Source organism: Streptomyces sp. NPDC030222 (assembly GCF_055573115.1).
In genome coordinates this window covers 290,142-309,290 of record NZ_JBVICA010000004.1, presented here as the reverse complement: position 1 = coordinate 309,290, position 19,149 = coordinate 290,142, and the positions used below count along the sequence as shown (strand labels likewise).

Sequence of the window (19,149 nt, the reverse complement as noted above, 5' to 3'; positions counted from 1 at the left end):
GTACGGGCCCGCCTCATACCGAACGATGTGCCGCCCACCGGGACACGCCTCGGCCGTGTCCGTGCATGTGCCGACCGGGGGCTGTCGACCGGGGCGCCTGGCGGACGTCCTTCGGCCCGCTCGCGCCCGGCGTGGGTGATTTCCGGCCAAGCCCGCGAACCTGCTGGGAACGGCTCCTGTTCGCCCCCGAGACCGGAGTGGGGCGGGGGAGTGGTCCTGCGTGGCGTCCGCAGTGCGCTGTGCGAGGTCAGGGCAGATGGCTGATCAACAACCCCCGCTGGACGGAGCATAAGTGACCAGCCGGTAGCTTCGAGCGACTCGTGAGTGAGCGGTCCCCTCGACGACCGTCGCTCTCCCCACCGTGACCTCGAAGGACGAACGTGTCCCGCCACCGGCTCCGCCGTTCCGGGCGACTGCTCTCCAGCACGACCGCCCTCACCGCACTTCTCACCGCGCTCTGCGCCGCACCGGCGCAGGCGACCGGTCCCGCCGCCGGCAACACCCGGGCGAGCAGCCCGACTCCGCATCTCGACGCCGTCGAGCAGAGCCTCCGCGAGGTCTCTCCCGGACTGGAAGGGCAGATCTGGGAGCGCAGCAGCGGCAACAGCCTCGACGCCACCGCCGACGACCAGGCCGGCTGGCTGCTGCAGACCCCCGGCTGCTGGGGCGACGCGAACTGCACCGACCGGTCCGGCACGCGGAAGCTGCTCGCCAGGATCACGGAGAACATCGCGCAGGCGCGCCGCACCGTCGACATATCAACCCTCGCGCCCCTGCCGAACGGCGCGTTCAACGACGCCGTCGTCGCAGGACTCAAGGCATCCGTCGCCGCGGGCAACAAGCCGAAGGTCCGCATCCTCGTCGGAGCCGCCCCGCTCTACCACCTCAACGTCGTCCCCCGGACCTACCGCAACGATCTGCTCGTCCGGCTCGGCGACGCCGCCGACGACGTCACCCTCAACGTCGCCTCCATGACGACGTCGAAGGCCGGGCTCTCCTGGAACCACTCCAAGCTGCTCGTCGTCGACGGCGAGACCGCCGTCACCGGCGGCATCAACAGCTGGAAGGACGACTACATCGACACCGCCCACCCGGTGGCGGACGTCGACCTCGCCCTCAGCGGCCCCGCCGCCCGCTCCGCGGGCAGCTACCTCGACACCCTGTGGACCTGGACCTGCGAGAACGCGCGCAGCCTCAGCAAGGTGTGGCTGGCCACGACCGACGGCGCGCCCTGCATGGCCACCATGGAGAAGGACAACAACCCCGCCCAGGTGCCCTCCCGGGGCGACGTGCCGGTCATCGCCGTGGGCGGACTCGGCATCGGCATCAAGAACTCCGACCCGGCGTCTGCGTTCCGTCCGCAGCTGCCGACCGCCCCCGACACCAAGTGCACGGTCGGCCTCCACGACCGGACCAACGCGGACCGCGACTTCGACACCGTCAACCCCGAGCAGACCGCGCTGCGCACCCTGATCGCCGGCGCCCGCGACCACGTCGAGATCTCCCAGCAGGACCTCAACGCGACCTGCCCGCCGCTGCCCCGCTACGACATCCGCCTCTACGACGTCCTCGCCGCCAAGATCGCGGCCGGGGTCAAGGTCCGCATCGTCGTCAGCGACCCCGCCAACCGCGGTGCGGTCGGCAGCGGCGGCTACTCCCAGATCAAGTCCCTGTCGGAGATCAGCGACACCCTCCGCAACCGCCTCGCTCTCGTCACCGGTGACCAGCAGGGCGCTCGCCGCGCTGTGTGCGCCAACCTCCAGCTGGCATCGTTCCGTGCGGCACCGACCGCCACGTGGGCCGACGGCAAGCCCTTCGCGCAGCACCACAAGCTCGTCTCCGTCGACGACTCCGCGTTCTACATCGGCTCCAAGAACCTCTACCCGTCCTGGCTCCAGGACTTCGGCTACGTCGTCGAGAGCCCGGCCGCCGCGAAGCAGCTGAAGGAGAAGCTGCTCGACCCGCAGTGGACGTACTCGCAGCAGGCCGCCACGTACGACCACAGCACCGGTCTCTGCCCGGCCTGATCCCCGGGCCGGCTCCGCACACCGTGGGCCCGTGCGCGCTCAGCCGCGCACGGGCCCACACGGCTTTCCGCTCCCGGCGGCGGGCCCGGTCGCCGCCGCGTGGTCGCCCTCCGCCCGGTGCCCGGCCTGGCTGCCCGCCGGCGGTCGCCCGGCGGCGGGGGCCGGGCCCCTCGGCCGGGCAGCCCCCGGCCGGTGACGCCCGCGGTCATTCGACCCCGACGGCTGCCCGGCCGCCACGGCCGGAGCTCGATTGTCAGTGCCACCAGGCACGATGTCGGCATGACACAGACTCCGGTTCTTGTTGACGACGCCGCGTACGCTCAGGCGGTCGAGGATGCGACGAAGGCGGCCGCCGCCTATTACGCCCGCGGCGACAGCGCGCTCGACGACGACGCGTACGACCGGCTGGTACGGGCGATCGCCGCCTGGGAGGCGGACCACCCGGACCGCGTCCTGCCGGATTCACCGAGCGGGAAGGTCGCCGGCGGGGCCGTGGTCGGGGACGTCCCGCACACCGTTCCGATGCTTTCGCTGGACAACGTCTTCTCCGCCGAGCAGTTCACCGGCTGGGCGGCGTCCCTCGAGCGGCGCATCGGGCGGCCGGCCGGCGCGTGGAGCGTGGAACCGAAGCTGGACGGGCTGGCGATAGCCGCCCGGTACCGCGACGGACAGCTCGTCCAGCTCGTCACCCGGGGCGACGGGGCGGCCGGGGAGGACGTCTCGCACGCCATCGGCACGATCGTCGGCCTGCCCGGCCGGCTCGCGGAGCCGGTGACCGTGGAGGTGCGCGGCGAGGTGCTGATGACCACCGCCCAGTTCGAGACCGCGAACACCGTGCGGGTCGAGCACGGCGGGGAGCCGTTCGCGAACCCGCGCAACGCGGCGGCCGGCACGCTGCGGGCCAAGGACCGCGCCTACACGGTCGAGATGACCTTCTTCGCCTACGGACTGCTCCCGCTCCCGGCCACCGGCCCGGAACTCGCCGACGAGCTGGCGACCCGGCCGCACAGCCGGCTGATCGAGCGCGCCGCCGGCCTCGGCGTGAACACCGCCGCCACGACCCAGGTGCCGGGACGTACGGCGGCCACCGTCGAGGAAGTCCTGGCCCTCGTGGGGGAGATAGGCGCCCTGCGTGCCGAACTGCCCTTCGGGATCGACGGCATCGTCATCAAGGCGGACCTGGCGGCCGACCAGAAGGACGCGGGCTCCGGCTCCCGGGCTCCCCGGTGGGCGATCGCCTACAAGCTGCCCGCCGTCGAGAAGATCACCCGGCTGCTCGCCGTGGAATGGGCGGTTGGCCGCACCGGGATCATCGCCCCCCGCGCCGTCCTGGAACCGGTGGAGATCGACGGGACCACCGTCACCTACGCCACCCTCCACAACCCCGCCGACATCACCCGCCGCGACCTGCGCATCGGCGACCAGGTGACGGTCTACAAGGCGGGCGACATCATCCCGCGCATCGAGGCGCCCGTCGCCCATCTGAGGACCGGGTCCGAGCAGCCGGTGCCGTTCCCCGAGGCGTGCCCGCAGTGCGGGTCCGGGATCGACACCAGCGAGCAGCGCTGGCGCTGCGAGCGCGGCCGCAACTGCCACCTCGTCGCCTCCGTCTCCTACGCGGCAGGCCGCGACCAGCTCGACATCGAGGGCCTGGGCGCCACCCGCGTCGTACAGCTCGTCGACGCCGGACTGGTCGCCGACGTGGCCGACCTGTTCACCCTCACCCGTGACCAGCTCCTCACCCTGGACCGGATGGGTCCGGCCAGTGCGGACAACCTCATTGCCGCGATGGAACAGGCGAGGACCCGCCCGCTGAACCGGGTGCTGTGCGCGCTCGGCATACGCGGCACGGGCCGGTCCATGTCCCGCCGTATCGCCCGTCACTTCGCGACCATGGACGCGATCCGACAGGCCGACGCGGATGCCGTCCAGCAGGTGGAGGGCATCGGCGTGGAGAAGGCCCCGGTGATCGTCGCGGAACTGGCCGAGCTCGCGCCCGTCATCGACAAACTGGTCGCAGCCGGCGTGAACATGACCGAGCCCGGCGCCACTCCTGCCAACGCCAACGCCAACGCCAACGCCACCGACACTGCCGACACGGACGGACCGGTGGAGCCGGCCGGGCCGCTCGCCGGGATGAGCGTGGTCGTCACCGGCGCCATGACCGGCCCGCTGGAGCGGCTCTCCCGGAACCAGATGAACGAGCTGATCGAGCGCGCCGGCGGCAAGGCGTCCTCCAGCGTCTCCAAGCGGACCAGCCTGGTCGTCGCCGGGGAGGCGGCGGGATCGAAGCGTGCCAAGGCCGAGCAGCTCGGTGTCGCCATCACCACCCCCGACGAGTTCGCCGCCATGGTCGCCGCGTTCGTCCCGTCGGACGACGCCTGACGGACGACGCCTGACGGACGAGGCCCGGCGCGGCAGCGGGCGGACGTACGGTCTCCGTCCCGCCTCCGGCTCAGGTCCAGCGCGGTGAGTCCGTTCCCCAGCGCGGCGAAGGCCGGTTCCAGTCGCCCGGACCGCCGTCGTAGTGGACCGGGGGAAGGGCGTGGCGGAGAGGGCCGTAGGACGAGGGGGTCTCGGCCAGCCAGGCGTCCGGGTCGTACGGCCGGCCGCCGTCGTGGTCGGTGTCGTCCATGGCCCCGGGGCGGATGCCGTGCATCAGCCAGGCCGCGGTGCCCGCCAGGGAGAGCCGCAGATGCCGCCCTCCGCCCGTCGACCGGATGTCGCCGAGGGCGCGCAGCACCGCGGCCGCGAGCAGATAACCCGTGCCGTGGTCCAGGGCCTGCGCGGGCAGCACGCCCGGGCTGCCGTCCTCCGCGGCCTCGATCGAGGCGATGCCGGTCGCGGCCTGGACGAGACTGTCGAAGCCACGGCGTCCGGCCCACGGCCCCGACCAGCCCCAGGCCGCGAGCTGGGCGACGACCAGGCCCGGACGGCGGGCGAGGAGCGCGTCGGGAGCCAGGCCGTGCCGGTCGAGCGAACCGGGGCGGTAGCCGGTCACGACCACGTCGGCCGTACGGAGGAGATCCTCGAAGATCCTCCTGTCCTCCGAAGCGGACAGGTCGAGCAGGGTGGAACGCTTGCCCATACCCGTGTCGGTGTGGGTGTCCGGATCCTCGGGCAGCTGCGGGGAGTCGACCCGCAGCACATCGGCCCCGAGCAGCGCGAGCGTACGGGTCGCCACGGGGCCGGCGATGACCCTGGTCAAATCGAGGACCCGCACACCGGAGGCGGGGAGGGCACCCGGCGGCAGTGCCCGTGCGGCGCCCTCCCCGGCCCGGACGATCTCCACGAGCGGGTGATCCGCCCCGGTCAGGACGGGGCCGGGCCGTGTGGCGGTCTTCCGGGCCCGAACCGGATCGGCTTCACGGCCTGGCACTGAGCCCGGCACCGGGCGGCCGGCCATGTCGTCCACGCCGCGCACCGGACGGCGGCAGTCCGGATCCGGCGCCTGGCCGGTGTCCCTGCCGGGCGCCGGGGCGACGGCGACGGCAAGGCCGCCCGCCGAATAGACCGTCTCCTGGATCTCCAGGGCGGGACGTGCCGCCAGCTCCTGCGCCAGCAGCCGTGCCGCCGCCGTGTCGTCGCCCGAATCGGGGATGCCGAGGGAGCGGAGCAGACGGGCACGGTGGTGCGGGTAGTTGGCGTGTGTGCGTACCCAGCCGTCGGACGCCCGCCAGAAACCGGACAGCGGTGCGAACGACGTGGGGGTACGGCCATCGATCCGCAGACGGCGTTCGCTCACGAACGCGGTCGCGACCGCGGCCTCCCGCACCCGCACCTCCGGCACGGGGATTCCGTTGCGCAGCGCGAGCAGTTCGGCCGCGGCGAGCGAGCAGACACCCACGGTCGCCCGCGCCAGCTCGCGTACGGGAAGACGGGCCGGCAGCACCCCGCCCGCACGTTCGTAGGTCACTCCACCGGTCAGTTCGGCCCGCCCACCGAGGGCGGACCAGGCATACGCGGTCGCCGCGTCGTCTCTCCAGGTCATCCGCACAGTGTGCGCCGAACGGGATCTTGATGCCGTTCCCTGGGTCACACGAGGGAGCGCTCCGGCATGGGCGTCTCCACCCCGTCGAGGACCAGGGTGCACCGGGGCGCGAGCGGGACCATGCGCGGCTCGTGCACCAGCACGCGGAAGGAGCGCGCGGGCTCCTCGGGCAGTTCCCCGGCCAGAACCGTCGTCCCCGTGCCGTGATCGCGTCTCAGAGCGACGACCTTGCCGTTGACCAGCATCTCGATCTCGCCGGTCCGGCCGGGGCCGACGTTCACGGTGATCGAGTGGTCACCGCGGTCCAGGTGGAAGTGATGGCTGCGTCCCATGGCGGACCTCGCAGGTCGGTCGTTCCGTCCAGCGTAGATCGGCACCGGCCGTCCCGGTATCCCGCGGCTACGGAAGCCTCCGGCGGAGGCTGAACGCCCCACGTGTCCCACGTCGTATCTCCTGTGGGCCGGGGCGGTCCGAGGAAGCACCCCGGGGCCTTCGCCGAGTCGTTCGGCCTGCGGAGTGCTACGGCGGGGGAAGGGCGGGAACTCGACGGGCCGGCAGCCGGCAGACGACTGCCGATCCGACGGGCCGCGGGAACGAACTACCCTCGGCGACGAAGAGGAGGAATCCGTGACGGTGATGGTGACAGCAGAGCGAGCGGCCCGGGGGACAGCACCTCTCGTGGCGCACCGGAGTCCGGCCCGCCCAGCCGCGGCGGTGCTCCTGCTGCACGGGGGACGTCCCGAAGGGGCAGGACCGCCTCCCCGCATCAACCTCCCCGCGCTGCGCATGGTGCCGTTCGCCCGGGCGGTCGCCCGTGCCACGACCGGGGACCGCGTCCTCGTCGGCTCGGTCCGCTACCGCTGCCGGGGCTGGAACGGCAGCCGTGCCGACGCCGCGCAGGACGCCGTCGGGGCGCTCGACGCCATCGCCCGGATCGCCGACGACATCCCGGTGGTCCTCGTCGGCCACTCGATGGGCGGCCGCGCCGCGTTGCGCGCCGCCGGCCATGAATCGGTACGCGGAGTCGTCGCCCTCGCCCCGTGGTGCCCCGACGGCGAACCGGTCGGCCAACTGGCGGGCCGGCGCCTCGTGCTGGTCCACGGCGACCGCGACGAGGTCACCGACCCGAGGGACACCTGGGCGTTCGCCCATCGCGCGAACGACGCGGGCGCGGAGGTGTGCGAGGTGCCCGTCGCGGGCGGCGACCACGCCATGCTGCGGCGGGCGCGCCACTGGCACGGCCTCGCGGCCGGCGCCACGGTCTGGATGCTGGGCCTCGCGCCGCTTCCGGCGGCGGTGGCCCAGTCGTACGCGCACTGCACCAGGCGCGCCCGTACCAGCGTCGCTCCCCAGCCGGCTCCTGGCCGGTACGACGGGACGTACGACGCACCCTGGCGGGCCCTCTGACGGCCCGTCGGGAGGCGCCGTCCCGTCGGTTCCGGTCCTGAGTGTCGACATGTGTCCGTGCGGCGGCGGCTGCCCGTGTGGCGGCGGGTGCGCACGTCGCATCCAGGGTCGGCGGGCCCCGCCGCCACGCCTGGGCCCGGCACCCGGCCGCCACCGCAGCCAGGCACACAGGCATGTGGCCTACCGCGCGGGTGTCATGCCGCACCTCGCCCCGCATGACACGTGCCGTGGAGCGCACCCACAGCCCGCCGGGAGCCCGGCCCCGGCGCGTAGGCCTCGCCGTGCGCCGCCCGGCCCCTACGACACCGATCCACCGGGCCTCCCGGCCCGGGCTCCGCCGGGAACCCAGGCCGTAGCCCCCGCGCAGGCCGTGACGAATTCCTTACGTCCCCGCGCGCGCCGCGCCCGACGGTGCCTGCGCGCCGTACCGTCGGCGGTATGCGCGTACTCGTCACCGGAGGCGCGGGCTTCATCGGCTCGCACGTGGTCGCGGCACTGACCGCACAGGGACATGAACCGGTCGTCCTCGACGCCCTGTTGCCACAGGCCCACCGACAGCCCCCACGGCTGCCCGACGCCGATTGGTTCCAGGGCGACGTGCGCGACCGGGAGGTGACCGCCGACGCGCTCCGAGGGGTGCAGGCGGTCTGCCACCAGGCTGCGATGGTCGGCCTCGGACGGGACTTCGCCGACGCTCCCGACTATGTGGCCTGCAACGACCTGGGCACCGCCGTGCTGCTCGCCGCCATGGCCGAGGCCGGGGTGCGGAATCTGGTGCTCGCCGGGTCCATGGTCGTCTACGGGGAGGGCCGTTACGACTGTCCTGCGCACGGACGGGTGCGGCCGGGGCCGCGGACGGTCGCCGACCTCGACGCCGGACGCTTCGAGCCGGCCTGCCCGAGATGCGGCGCCGGTCTGGTCCCCGGACTCGTCGACGAGGACGCGCCCACCGATCCGCGGAACGTGTACGCGACGACCAAACTCGCGCAGGAACACCTCGCAGCTGCCTGGGCCCGCTCCACCGGCGGCCGCGCCGTCTCGCTGCGCTACCACAACGTGTACGGACCCGGCATGCCCCGCGACACCCCCTACGCGGGGGTCGCCTCCTTCTTCCGTTCCGCGCTGGCCCGCGGTGAGGCACCCACGGTGTTCGAGGACGGGCGGCAGCGGCGCGACTTCGTGCACGTACGGGACGTCGCCGCGGCCAACGCCGTCGCCACGGACGCCGTCCGGAGCGGTGAGCCGGGCTCCTTCACCGCCTACAACACCGGCAGCGGGGAACCGCACACCGTGGGCGAGATGGCGCTCGCCCTGGCCGACGCCCACGACGGTCCCCGGCCCGTCGTCACCGGTGCCTACCGGCTCGGCGACGTACGCCACATCACCGCGGACTCCGGGAGGCTGCGGGCCGAACTGGGCTGGAAGCCGGCCGTCGGCTTCAGCGAAGGGATGCGGGAGTTCGCTCGGGCGGGACTGCGGGGAGAGTGACCTCGAAACGGCAGCCGCCCGCCACGTTCCGCACCTCGGCCCGTCCCTCGTGCGCCTCCACGATCCCGCGCACGATCGCCAGCCCGAGCCCCGCGCCCGCGGGCGGCGTCCGGGCCTCGTTGCCGCGCCAGCCCGCCTCGAACACGCGCGGCAGGTCCTGTTCCGGAATCCCGCCACAGCCGTCCGTCACCGACAGCACCACGGCGTCGTCCCGCCGTTCGGCGGCCACCGCGACCGTCCCGTCGGCCGGCGTGTGACGGATCGCGTTGACGAGGAGGTTCACCAGGACCCGGGTCATCTCCTTGCCGTCGACGTCCACCGGCACCGGCTCGACCTTCCCGCCGACGAGACGCACACCGTGCTCGCGGGCCAGCGGGTCCGCCCCCGACAGGGCGTCGCCCAGCAGGTCGTACACCGACATCCGCGCGGGGGCGAGGGCCAGGGTGCCCGCGTGGATCCGGGACAGTTCGAAGAGATCGCCCACCATCGAGTTCAGCCGTTCGACCTCGGTGCGGATCTGCTTGAAGTAGCGCCCCGGGTCGTCGGCCACCCCGTCCTCGAGCGCCTCCGACATGGCGCGCAGCCCGGCCAGCGGGGTCCGCAGATCGTGCGAGATCCAGGCGACCAGCTCCCGCCGCGACTTCTCCAGGGCCTGCTCGCGCTCTCGCGAAGAGGTCAGTTTCGCGCTGGTGGCCTCCAGTTCACGGCTCAGCGCGGCGAGTTCGGCTGTCGCCGGAACGTCCGGCGCGGCGAAGCCACCGCCGTCCCCGAACGTACGGGCGGCCAGGGTCAGTTTCCTGCTGCTCAGCACGATCCAACGGCCCAGCAGCAGGGCCGTCGCCACGGACACCACGGCGGCCATCGCCACCACCGTCGTCACGACGGTCAGATCGTGCGGTGACAGGAACATCGCCCTCGCCACCGAGAGCGTCCCCGCCAGCATCGCCGTCACCGCCACCACCGGTACGGCCATCAGCGAGACGGTGAGCGAGCGGCGCCGCAGCAGGCGCAGGGCGAGCGCACCCGGAACCCCCGCACACACGGCGCCCGCGAAGGCGTACAGCGCGATCAGCAACAAGTCCTGCATGGTTATTCCTCGTCTGACACCGGGTCGAAGCGGTAGCCGGCCCCCCAGACGGTCTGGATGAGCCGCGGCCGGGCGGGATCGTCCTCCACCTTGGCGCGCAGGCGCCGCACGTGCACGGTCACCGTCGACAGGTCGCCGAACTCCCACCCCCACACGTCCCTCATCAGCCGTTCCCGCCCGCACACCTGACCCGGATGCCGGAGCAGATAGGCCAGCAGGTCGAACTCGCGGAGCGTGAGGGCGAGTTCGAGACCGTTCTTGGTCACGCGCCGCGCCTCCGGATCCAGCACCAGGCCCGCGGCGACCAGCGGTCCCGGCCGTGGACCCGGTGCCGTGCCCCGTCCGCGGCGCAGCACGGACTCGACGCGCAGGACCAGTTCCCGGGGGCTGAACGGCTTCGTCACGTAGTCGTCGGCCCCCAGTTCCAGGCCGAGGATACGGTCCTCCTCCTCACCTCGCGCCGTCAGCATCACCACCGGCACCGGCGCCGTCCCGCGCAGCGCCCGACAGACCTCCAGCCCGTCCATCCCGGGGAGCATCAGATCGAGCACCACCAGGTCCGGCCACCGAGCGGCGGCACTGCTCAGTGCGGCAGGCCCGTCCGCGGCACGGTCCACCGTGAACCCCGCGCGCTCCAGGTACCCGGTGACGACCTCGGACACGGTGGGGTCGTCGTCCACGACGAGAACACGGGCCGGTGATTCGCTGCTCATGGCCCCAGCCTCGCACTCCGGGCCGCCGGGCGGGCCACGGGCTCCACCGTCGCGCGCGGACGTCCGCGTTTCGTAAGGCTTCGACGCCCGGAATGCCGCGTCTCGGTTCGTACGGTGAAGGCGTGACCAACTCGACTCCTGCGACGGTCGACGTCGTCCTCCCCTGCCTCGACGAGGCCCTCGCCCTGCCCTGGGTCCTGGAACGCATCCCCGCGGGCTGGCGGGCGATCGTCGTCGACAACGGCTCCCGTGACGGCTCCGCCGAGCTCGCGCGGGCACTCGGCGCGACCGTCGTCCACGAACCCCGCCGCGGCTTCGGCGCCGCTTGCCACACCGGCTTGCTGGCCGCACACGCCGACATCGTCTGCTTCTGCGACTGCGATGCCTCACTCGACCCCGGACTGCTGCCGGAGTTCGCCGACCGCATCGCCGACGGCGGTGCCGACCTGGTCCTCGGCCGACGGCGCCCGCAGGGCCGTGGTTCCTGGCCGGTACACGCACGCGCCGGGAACGTCGCGGTGTCCCGGCTCCTGCGCCGCCGGACCGGACTCACCCTCCACGACCTCGGACCCATGCGGGCCGCACGCCGAACCGGACTGCTGTCCCTCGGCCTCACCGACCGCCGTAGCGGGTACCCCCTGCAGATGGTCGTCCGCGCGGCCGACGCGGGGTGGCGCGTCCACGAGATCGACGTCCCCTACCTGCCACGCGCAGGCCGCTCCAAGGTCACCGGGACCTGGCGGGGGACCTGGCACGCAGTTCAGGACATGCGCAAGGTCCTGGCGGAGGCGGCGCGATGAGGGCGACCGGTACGCGGGGGCAGGGGCTGCGGAACCGGGCGACACGAACGGGCGGTCCGTCCTCGGACATCGGACAGGCCGACGCCGGCGGGCCCCTGGCAGGTCGTCGGCGCGGCCCACGCCTCGGCCGCGAACCCGTCACGGCTTACGAACCCGTCGTGTTTCCCGATGTCGTGCCGGTTTCCGGTCCCGTCCCGGCGCCCAGCCCCCCGGCGACTCCCGGACCACCCCAGGTCCCGCACGCACAACCGGTCCGGACCGAAGCCGGGGTGGCGGGCCGGACCCCCGTCGGTGCGCGGCCCGTGGTTCCCGGGGAGGCCGTGCTGTGACCACACTCCTCGTGATCGCCAAGGAACCCGTGCCAGGCCGGGTGAAGACCCGGCTGACACCGCCGTACACCCCGTCGGAGGCGGCGCAGCTCGCAGCGGCCGCACTGGCCGACACGCTCGACGCCGTCGCCGCGGCCCCCGCGACGCGCCGCGTCCTCGTCCTCGACGGGAAACCGTGGCGTCCGCTGCCGGTCGGTGTCGAGGTGATCCCGCAATGCGCGGGAGGCCTCGACGAGAGGCTGGCGGCGGCCTTCGCGCTGTGCAGCGGACCCGCCCTGCTCATCGGCATGGACACGCCTCAGGTCGACCCCGCGCAACTCGCCGCCGGGCTCGACTTCGCCGCCGCCGACGCCTGGTTCGGCCCAGCCGCCGACGGCGGTTTCTGGGCCCTGGGCCTGGCCGCCCCGGACCCCGGCCTCATCCGCGGCGTCCCCATGTCCACCTCCACCACCGGTGACGTCCAGCGCCGGCGCCTCGTCGCCGCCGGCCTCCGGGTCCGCGATCTGCCGCGGCTCCGCGACGTCGACACCGCCGCCGACGCCCACGCGGTGGCCGCCGAGGCCCCGCACACCCGGTTCGCCGCGGTGCTCCGGGCCCTGGACCGGGGCGCCACGCCATGAGCGCCGACCCGGTGACCGCACCAGGGGCGTCGGCGCTCCCCGCGCCGCGCGGCGCGACGCCGGCGTGGGACGACGACCCGTACGCCGAGGCCCTCCGTACCCGTCGCGGACCACTGTTCCTCAGACGCACGGACGGATGGCTGCTGCCCCTGGACGTCGAGCGCTGGTGCGCGCCGCCCGACGCGGCGGACCTCGATGTCCTGGACCACTGCGAGGGAGCCGTGCTGGACATCGGCTGCGGGCCCGGACGGCTCGTCGCCGCACTGTCGCGGCGCGGCCGGACGGTGCTCGGCATCGACGTGAGCCCGGCGGCGGTCCGTCACACCCGGTCGCTCGGCGGTACGGCGCTGTGCCGCGACGTCTTCTCCGCGCTGCCGGGTGAGGGCCGTTGGGACACCGTGCTGCTCATGGACGGCAACATCGGCATCGGCGGCGACCCGCTCGCCCTGCTGCGGCGCGTCCGCCGGCTCGTCCGCCCACAGGGCCTGCTGCTCGCCGAGACGGCCCCGCTCGACGTGGACGAGACCGTCGACGTGCGAATCGACAACGGCCGCGCCGCCCCCTCGGGGACCTTCCGCTGGACACGTATCGGCACTCCCGCGCTGCTGCGACAGGCCCCCGACGCCGGCTGGGCCCCCGTCCGGCAGTGGACGCGGTCCGGACGTCCCTTCGTCGCCCTGCGGGCCGGACCGCCGACGACGGAGCGGTGAGCGGTACGGGAGAGGGCCCTGTCAGAGGTACCCCGTGGATTCCGGCTGTGCCCCAACCCATGGACGAAGACCTTGAACGACTGCTCGACCACCTGCCGCCGGGCAGCCGGACGCGACCGTCCCGGGGACCGCATCCTGCGCTCTGGACGAGCGAGGAACCGGTCGGGGAGGCGGACGGGACACGGAAACGTGTACGTCTCCGTCACCGCTCCGCCGACGGACCTCCGGCAGGCCCGTATCCTCGCCGCCGAACACTTCATGCTCCGCCCGGACGTCCTCTACGAGGCCCCGGACCCGGACTGGTCGACGTACCCCGAAGAGCTCATGCCGCGGCGCGAGCGGCGGTTCCGGTGTGACTGACGCTTCCGCAGCCACCAGGCGATCTCGGCGTCACACGGCACCCGGCCCGGAGGCGGACCGCGGCCGGCTGCCGCGCCGGCGCCGCCCCGCGTGCCGGACCAGCAGCACCACCACTGTGATCAGTGCGACGGTTCCGACGCTCAGCAGCCAGTTCCGTGGATAGTCCAGGGGCAGTGCCGAGGGGTTCGGCGGCGGGCCGGGGCGCAGCAGCAGCGGCAGGACGAGGATCGTCAGGCAGCCGCACACGATCAGGGCTCCCCGGAGCAGACCGGCGGAGCGCAGGCCCACCAGCAGCAGCCCCCATGCCAGGACCACGGGCGCCAGCACCAGGTCGTGCAGGACCACCGCGCCAGCCAGCCACACCCCCGCACCCGCCGGATCGCGCACGTCCAGCAGCAGCACCGCGCCGACCACCATCAGCGCGCCCCCGGTCACCCCGAGGGTCCACCTCAGCGCGCGCATCACAGCACCTCCAGCCGGGTGACCCATTTGGTCTGGAGCACACCGGGGCGGTTGGGCGCGATGATCCTCGCCGGAAAGCCGTGGTCGGGCGACAGCACCTCGCCGTTGAGACGGAGCGCGAGCAGCGTGAGGGGGTCGTGGGCGTACTCCCGGCCCATCTCCATCACCCGGTACGCGCCCTTGCGCTCCAGGGAGACGACCCGCAGGCCCGCGCCGGCCGGAGCCCCGGCAAGTTCCAGGAGGTCGGAGATGCGCACACCGCTCCAGTGCGCGGACACGCTCCAGCCCTCGACGCAGGCGATCGGGAGCACCACCTCGTGCTGGGGCAGCGCCCGCAGGTCCGCCAGGGTCAGTTCCCGTGGGCGTGGACCGGCCACGGTCAGCCGCCAGTCACGCAGCACTTCGGCCGTCACCCCGGCCCGCGCAGCCGTACGGTTCACCGGCAGCCCCTGGGGCCCGTGGTCCGGATGCCTCGGGGCGAGGACGTCGAACCACTTCAGCGGGGTGAACGCCTGGCCCACCGTCGTCAGCGTCACCGCGCCGACCGCCGCCGCGACCCCCGCGAGCAGCGACCGCCGGTCCGGACCGTCCTCCGGCGGGAGCGCCAGGGTGCCCGGTGAGCGGCGGCTCCAATGGTCCCTGATCTCCGGTGCCTTCACCCCGACATGGAGCAGCACCGCCCCGGCCAGCACCCATGCCACCGCGAAGTGCACCGGCACGAACGAGAACGGCCAGGGATACCACTCCACGATGTTCAGGAGGCCGGTGAACAGCTGGAAGACCCCGGCTGCGACCAGTACCGCCACCGACAGGCGTTCCAGCGCGTGCCGCACCGACCGCACCGGCGGCCACACGAACAACCGCGGGTACACGGCCCACAACTTGGCGAGCAGCAGAGGGATCGCGGCGATCCCGCTCGCCACGTGCAGCCCCTGGGTGAGCCGGTAGCCCCAGACCGGACGGCTCGGCAGCGCGTCCGCCGCCCAGGACGGCGGATGCTGCAGATAGTGGCTGATCAGCCCGGTCACGAAGCACACCGCGATCGCCACCCCCAGCCACCGGCCGATCGCCGTCGCGGTGCGGGCGTCGTGCAGCCTGCCGGTGAACGTCGGCGGCCGCAACCGGCCGGCGGGAATCGAGGGACGTACGGATCCAAGGCGTTTCACACCTTCCATGAGAACGCCGCCGGGGCGCCTCCGGGGCCGTCCGACACCTTACGAATCGCTGACGCCCCGTGCCGGCGCACGCGTTTCGTCATGCGGCCCTGCCAGGCTCGACCCCGTGAACCGTCCTCGTACCGCGCCCGCCGTCCTGCTCGTGGCCGCCCTGGCCGCCGTCCTCTGTGCGATCGTCCGTCAGGACACGTTCAACAGCGATCCGGCGGGCCTGTCGTGGTGGTACGCGGCGGCCTGGCTGCTGTTCGCCGCCGCGGTGTGGTCCCTGCGGAGGGTTCCCGCGCGACGCGCCGCCGCCCTCGTCCTCGCCGGCGGGATCGCCGTCGCCGCGACCGGCCTGGTGGCACCGCCACGCACCAGCACGGATGCGTACCGGTACGCCTGGGACGGGCGTGTCCAGGCCGCCGGTATCCCGCCCTACGACCACGTGCCGGCCGACCCCGCACTCGCCGAGCTGCGCGACCCGTGGCTGTTTCCCACCGGGGCGGCCTGCGCGGGACCCGACCGGGCGCGCATCCCGGCCGGCCACGGCGATGTCCACTGCACCCGCCTCAACAGGCCCCAGGTCCACACCATCTACCCGCCCGTCGCCGAGGGATGGTTCCTCCTCGTCCACTCCCTCTCACCGGACGGGACCAGGCACAAGCCCCTCCAAGTCGGCGGCGCGCTGCTCGCGGTCGCCACCACGGCCGCCCTGCTGCTCGTCCTGCGCCGCCGCGGGGACGTCCGGTGGGCCGCCTACTGGGCCTGGTGTCCCGCCGTGCCGGTCGAGGGGGTGAACAACGCGCACGTCGACGGGCTCGGGGTCCTGCTCGCCGTGACCGGACTCGGCCTCGTCGTACGGCACCGGGCGGCCGGCGGGGCCGTCCTGGGGGCGGCGACCGCCGCCAAGCTCCTGCCGGCCGTCGTGCTTCCCGGCGCCCTGTCGGGGGTGCTCGCCCCCGGCACCCCGCCCCGGAGGGCGCTGCGCACCACCGCGGCCGTCCTCGGCTCCGCCGCCCTCGTCGTCGCCCTCGCCTATCTGCCGTACCTCCTCGTCTCGGACGCCTCCGTCCTGGGCTATCTGAGCGGGTACGCCGAAGAGGAGGGCTATCGCGACGCCTCCGCCCGCAACCGTTACGCCCTGCTGCGGCTGGTGCTTCCCGACCAGTGGGCGCTGCCCGCCGTCCTCGCGGGCACCGCCGTCGCCGTCTGGCACACCCTGCGCCGGGGCGACCCGCAGCGGCCCTGGAGCGGCGCCCTGACCGTCACCGGCACGGCGTTCCTCCTCACCACGCCCGGGTACTCCTGGTACGCCCTGCTCCTGGTCGCCCTGGTGGCGCTCGACGGCCGCTGGGAGTGGCTGTTCGTGGCGGTCGCGGGGGCCGCGGACTACGTCACCGACCGCGCCGTGCCGGACGCCTTCGACATCACCGCGACGGCCTACGGAGCGTCGGCCCTCGCCGTGCTCGTCGGATGGGTGCTGCGCCGACGGGCCGCCGCGTCCGCGCCTCCCGGAACGGTTTACCCCACCCCGCTTCACAGCGGGAACCATCCGTGAAGAGAATGTGTCACTGCTGAGGACGAACACATCCGGACACTCGTCCTGGGGAGGCGGCATGAGCGCGTGGTCGGTTCCCGGCTACACGGAGACACGAGAACTGGGTGCCGGCGGCTGCGGCCGCGTGGTGCTCGCCATCCATGACGCGACGGGCGTTCCGGTGGCGGTGAAGTACCTCAGCGACGCGCTGCGCGCGGACACCCGGTTCGTCCGGGAGTTCCGCGCCGAGGCACGGCTGCTCGGCGGCCTGGACACCCCGCACGTCGTGAGGCTGTACGAGTACGTGGAGGCCCCCGAAGGGGCTGCGATCGTCATGGAGCTGGTGGACGGTATCGCGCTGCGTGCCGTTCTCGCACAGAACGGCACCATAGGGCCCGAGGCGGCCCTCACCGTCCTCAAGGGATCGCTTCTCGGACTGGCCGATGCGCACCGGGTGGGAGTGGTGCACCGGGACTACAAACCGGAGAACGTCCTGGTGGCCGCCGACGGTTCGTCGAAGCTCGTGGACTTCGGTATCGCCGTGGACCGCGGCGACACGGGCTCGGTCGCCGGCACCCCCGCCTACATGGCCCCGGAGCAATGGGGAGGCGAACCCGCCACCCCCGCGGCGGACGTCTACGCCGCGACCGCCACCTTCTTCGAATGCCTCACCGGACGAAAGCCCTACCAGGGGCAGAACTTCGCCGAACTGGCCGTCCAGCACGTCACCGCACCGGTCCCCGTCGAGGAGGCGCCCGAGTCGGTGCGGTCCCTCATCCGGCGGGGAATGGCGAAGGCCCCCGAGGACCGGCCGGAGAACGCCACCGCGTTCGTCGCCGAACTGGAGCAGGTCGCAGTCGCCCACTACGGCCCCGACTGGGAGGAGCGGGGGCGCGGACGGCTGGCCACCCTCGCCGCCCTGCTGCCGCTGCTGTTCCCCTCCGCCGCCGGCCCGGTGGCGGGCGCCGTCGACGTGGCGACGACGGCCCTCGCCGATCCGTCCGGGTGGCTGTCCGGCTGGCGGCAGAGCCGAGCCGGTCTGCTGACGGCGGGCGCGGCGCTTGTCCTGGCGCTCGCCCTCACCTACAGCGCCGAAGCCACCAACGGCAAGCCGCAGTTCACCAGCCCCCAGGCGCTGGCCACCACCAGTGCCTCGCCCGAGGGCACGCCCGCCGACGACCCCGCACCCGGCCCGTCCGGATCCGGCACACCGTCGGCCGGGCCCACGGCCACCCCGTCCGGCAGCCCGAGCCCGACCGCGAGCCCCTCCGGTTCGCACCATCCGACGCCGACCCCGACCCCGTCGGGGACCGGATGGACGCCGACGCCTTCGGCGACCGTTCCGTCCCCGACGGTGACGGTGTCCGTGCCGCCGTCCGAGCCGGAACCGACGGCCACCACCGCCTCGCCCACGCCGCCCGCGCCCGCGGTCAAGGTCAGGTCCGTCACCGTCAGTTCCTTCCGGCAGACCGGTGTGACGACCGGGAGCGCCACCCTCGACATCGTGACCGACGGCACCGGCCCGGTCGTGGTGACCGTCGTCTGGTCGACCTCCGACACCAAGGGCGGCACGGGCACCCGGGACGGTGCGGTCCAGACGTTCCGGCGCAGCGGCGCCACCCGGTACACGCTGACGGCGGACCACGCCTTCCTCGGCCAGGGCTGCTACTGGGGCGTCAGTGCGACCAGCGACCCCGCTCCGGCCAACGGCGGTTCCCGGCAACAGCTCCTGACCCGGCGGTGCACGATCACATGAACGAACCCGACCCGCGGACGGCCCGCCTCACGGGCGGGGGCGTCCCGACGCCGAAGTCACCGCCCGCTCCCGCCCCCTCCGACGACGACGAGTACAGCGCGACCGTCCTCGCCAGTCACTGGGTCCAGGCCCCGTCGACCGGCACGACCCAGGAGTTCGAACCGCCGGCCGACGGCCCGGCAGCCGACCGGGTGGACGGCACCGTCCTCCGCTTCGGCCCGGGTGTGACCGCGGCTACGGCCGCGGCGCTGGGCGCGGCCACCCCGGCGGCGCCGCGCTCCGAGGCCTCGGGACGGCACCGGCCCCGCCCCGCACGGGGGATGCGGCGGTTCGCCGTGCCCGCGGTGGTGCTCGCGGCCGTTCTCGCCTTCCTCGCCTGGCAGCGGTTCGGCCCCACCGTCGCCGTGCGGGACGTGTCTGTGCGTACCGAACAGGCCGGGCCCGGCTGCGACGGCACCGCCGACGTGGTGGGCCTCGTCAACACCGACGGCCGGCCCGGACGGCTCACGTACCAGTGGGTGCGCAGCGACGGCACGACCTCGGGCGAACTCACGGAGACGGTGCCCCGCGGCCGTAAGCAGGCCCGGCTGCACCTGCTGTGGACGTTCCACGGCCGCGGCACGTACGACGCCCGGGCGGAACTGCGCATCATGTCGCCGACCCGGCACACGGCCGAGGTGGGCTTCACCTACACCTGCGACTGAG

Annotated in this window: 17 protein-coding genes; 11 read left to right on the top strand and 6 right to left on the bottom strand. The window is 73.7% G+C overall.

Annotated elements, in window-relative coordinates; all coding sequences use genetic code 11:
- The first annotated feature begins 380 nt into the window (after window positions 1-380).
- Window positions 381-2,027, top strand: coding sequence for a phospholipase D-like domain-containing protein (locus tag ACZ4Z5_RS08340; RefSeq protein ID WP_468258442.1), 1,647 nt, complete (start codon window positions 381-383; stop codon window positions 2,025-2,027).
- 279 nt (window positions 2,028-2,306) lie between these two features.
- Window positions 2,307-4,412, top strand: coding sequence for an NAD-dependent DNA ligase LigA (ligA, locus tag ACZ4Z5_RS08335; RefSeq protein ID WP_468258439.1), 2,106 nt, complete (start codon window positions 2,307-2,309; stop codon window positions 4,410-4,412).
- 70 nt (window positions 4,413-4,482) lie between these two features.
- Here ligA and ACZ4Z5_RS08330 read toward each other — a convergent pair whose 3' ends face one another.
- Window positions 4,483-6,018, bottom strand: a complete 1,536-nt coding sequence (locus tag ACZ4Z5_RS08330) for a CoA transferase (RefSeq protein WP_468258436.1) — start codon at window positions 6,016-6,018, stop codon at window positions 4,483-4,485.
- A gap of 44 nt (window positions 6,019-6,062) precedes the next feature.
- Window positions 6,063-6,350: a hypothetical protein gene (locus tag ACZ4Z5_RS08325; RefSeq protein WP_468258433.1), complete on the bottom strand. Its 288-nt coding sequence runs from the start codon at window positions 6,348-6,350 to the stop codon at window positions 6,063-6,065.
- A gap of 304 nt (window positions 6,351-6,654) precedes the next feature.
- Between ACZ4Z5_RS08325 and ACZ4Z5_RS08320 the strand changes: the two genes are divergently transcribed.
- Window positions 6,655-7,425, top strand: coding sequence for an alpha/beta hydrolase (locus tag ACZ4Z5_RS08320; RefSeq protein WP_468258759.1), 771 nt, complete (start codon window positions 6,655-6,657; stop codon window positions 7,423-7,425).
- 438 nt (window positions 7,426-7,863) lie between these two features.
- A complete protein-coding gene (locus ACZ4Z5_RS08315) occupies window positions 7,864-8,913 on the top strand; it encodes an NAD-dependent epimerase/dehydratase family protein (protein WP_468258430.1) in 1,050 nt (349 codons plus the stop codon).
- Here ACZ4Z5_RS08315 and ACZ4Z5_RS08310 read toward each other — a convergent pair.
- The gene (locus tag ACZ4Z5_RS08310; RefSeq protein WP_468258427.1) at window positions 8,864-10,000 is read right to left on the bottom strand and encodes a sensor histidine kinase; all 1,137 of its coding nucleotides are present in this window, start codon (window positions 9,998-10,000) and stop codon (window positions 8,864-8,866) included. The genes ACZ4Z5_RS08315 and ACZ4Z5_RS08310 overlap by 50 nt on opposite strands.
- Before the next feature lie 2 nt (window positions 10,001-10,002).
- Window positions 10,003-10,713 (bottom strand): response regulator transcription factor, encoded by a 711-nt coding sequence (locus ACZ4Z5_RS08305; protein WP_468258424.1) that lies wholly within the window; start codon window positions 10,711-10,713, stop codon window positions 10,003-10,005.
- Between the two features lie 92 nt (window positions 10,714-10,805).
- Between ACZ4Z5_RS08305 and ACZ4Z5_RS08300 the strand changes: the two genes are divergently transcribed.
- From ACZ4Z5_RS08300 to ACZ4Z5_RS08285, 4 genes are all read left to right on the top strand, one after another.
- A complete protein-coding gene (locus ACZ4Z5_RS08300; RefSeq protein WP_468258421.1) occupies window positions 10,806-11,513 on the top strand; it encodes a glycosyltransferase family 2 protein in 708 nt (235 codons plus the stop codon).
- A 325-nt stretch (window positions 11,514-11,838) separates the two neighbouring features.
- Window positions 11,839-12,462 carry a TIGR04282 family arsenosugar biosynthesis glycosyltransferase gene (locus tag ACZ4Z5_RS08295; RefSeq protein WP_468258418.1) on the top strand — a complete coding sequence of 208 codons (624 nt, stop codon included), beginning with the start codon at window positions 11,839-11,841 and terminating at the stop codon, window positions 12,460-12,462.
- Window positions 12,459-13,172 (top strand): class I SAM-dependent methyltransferase, encoded by a 714-nt coding sequence (locus ACZ4Z5_RS08290; protein ID WP_468258415.1) that lies wholly within the window; start codon window positions 12,459-12,461, stop codon window positions 13,170-13,172. The genes ACZ4Z5_RS08295 and ACZ4Z5_RS08290 overlap by 4 nt, the downstream gene beginning before the upstream one ends.
- Window positions 13,173-13,361: 189 nt before the next feature.
- Window positions 13,362-13,532: a hypothetical protein gene (locus ACZ4Z5_RS08285; RefSeq protein WP_468258412.1), complete on the top strand. Its 171-nt coding sequence runs from the start codon at window positions 13,362-13,364 to the stop codon at window positions 13,530-13,532.
- Between the two features lie 30 nt (window positions 13,533-13,562).
- Here the strand turns inward: ACZ4Z5_RS08285 and ACZ4Z5_RS08280 are convergent, their stop codons facing one another.
- Entirely contained in the window at window positions 13,563-13,994 is a 432-nt protein-coding gene (locus ACZ4Z5_RS08280) for a hypothetical protein (RefSeq protein ID WP_468258409.1), read from the bottom strand.
- Window positions 13,994-15,160, bottom strand: a complete 1,167-nt coding sequence (locus ACZ4Z5_RS08275) for a molybdopterin-dependent oxidoreductase (RefSeq protein WP_468258406.1) — start codon at window positions 15,158-15,160, stop codon at window positions 13,994-13,996. Before ACZ4Z5_RS08275 ends, ACZ4Z5_RS08280 begins: the two co-directional genes overlap by 1 nt.
- Window positions 15,161-15,275: 115 nt before the next feature.
- Here ACZ4Z5_RS08275 and ACZ4Z5_RS08270 point away from each other — a divergent pair, with 115 nt between their 5' ends.
- Genes ACZ4Z5_RS08270 through ACZ4Z5_RS08260 form a run of 3 tightly spaced genes read left to right on the top strand, consistent with a single transcriptional unit; the run spans window position 15,276 to window position 19,148 of the window.
- Window positions 15,276-16,709 (top strand): glycosyltransferase 87 family protein, encoded by a 1,434-nt coding sequence (locus tag ACZ4Z5_RS08270; RefSeq protein ID WP_468258404.1) that lies wholly within the window; start codon window positions 15,276-15,278, stop codon window positions 16,707-16,709.
- A gap of 58 nt (window positions 16,710-16,767) precedes the next feature.
- Window positions 16,768-18,444, top strand: coding sequence for a serine/threonine-protein kinase (locus ACZ4Z5_RS08265; protein WP_468258401.1), 1,677 nt, complete (start codon window positions 16,768-16,770; stop codon window positions 18,442-18,444).
- Window positions 18,441-19,148 (top strand): hypothetical protein, encoded by a 708-nt coding sequence (locus ACZ4Z5_RS08260; RefSeq protein WP_468258399.1) that lies wholly within the window; start codon window positions 18,441-18,443, stop codon window positions 19,146-19,148. The genes ACZ4Z5_RS08265 and ACZ4Z5_RS08260 overlap by 4 nt, the downstream gene beginning before the upstream one ends.
- Window position 19,149 lies beyond the last annotated feature (1 nt).

Bases quoted from the DNA above. Each gene is read 5' to 3' on its own strand.
- ligA (WP_468258439.1), top strand. From the start codon at position 2,307: ATGACACAGACTCCGGTTCTTGTTGACGACGCCGCGTACGCTCAGGCG.
- ACZ4Z5_RS08330 (WP_468258436.1), bottom strand. From the start codon at position 6,018: ATGACCTGGAGAGACGACGCGGCGACCGCGTATGCCTGGTCCGCCCTC.
- ACZ4Z5_RS08325 (WP_468258433.1), bottom strand. From the start codon at position 6,350: ATGGGACGCAGCCATCACTTCCACCTGGACCGCGGTGACCACTCGATC.
- ACZ4Z5_RS08320 (WP_468258759.1), top strand. From the start codon at position 6,655: ATGGTGACAGCAGAGCGAGCGGCCCGGGGGACAGCACCTCTCGTGGCG.
- ACZ4Z5_RS08315 (WP_468258430.1), top strand. From the start codon at position 7,864: ATGCGCGTACTCGTCACCGGAGGCGCGGGCTTCATCGGCTCGCACGTG.
- ACZ4Z5_RS08310 (WP_468258427.1), bottom strand. From the start codon at position 10,000: ATGCAGGACTTGTTGCTGATCGCGCTGTACGCCTTCGCGGGCGCCGTG.
- ACZ4Z5_RS08305 (WP_468258424.1), bottom strand. From the start codon at position 10,713: ATGAGCAGCGAATCACCGGCCCGTGTTCTCGTCGTGGACGACGACCCC.
- ACZ4Z5_RS08300 (WP_468258421.1), top strand. From the start codon at position 10,806: ATGCCGCGTCTCGGTTCGTACGGTGAAGGCGTGACCAACTCGACTCCT.
- ACZ4Z5_RS08290 (WP_468258415.1), top strand. From the start codon at position 12,459: ATGAGCGCCGACCCGGTGACCGCACCAGGGGCGTCGGCGCTCCCCGCG.
- ACZ4Z5_RS08280 (WP_468258409.1), bottom strand. From the start codon at position 13,994: ATGCGCGCGCTGAGGTGGACCCTCGGGGTGACCGGGGGCGCGCTGATG.
- ACZ4Z5_RS08265 (WP_468258401.1), top strand. From the start codon at position 16,768: ATGAGCGCGTGGTCGGTTCCCGGCTACACGGAGACACGAGAACTGGGT.
- ACZ4Z5_RS08260 (WP_468258399.1), top strand. From the start codon at position 18,441: ATGAACGAACCCGACCCGCGGACGGCCCGCCTCACGGGCGGGGGCGTC.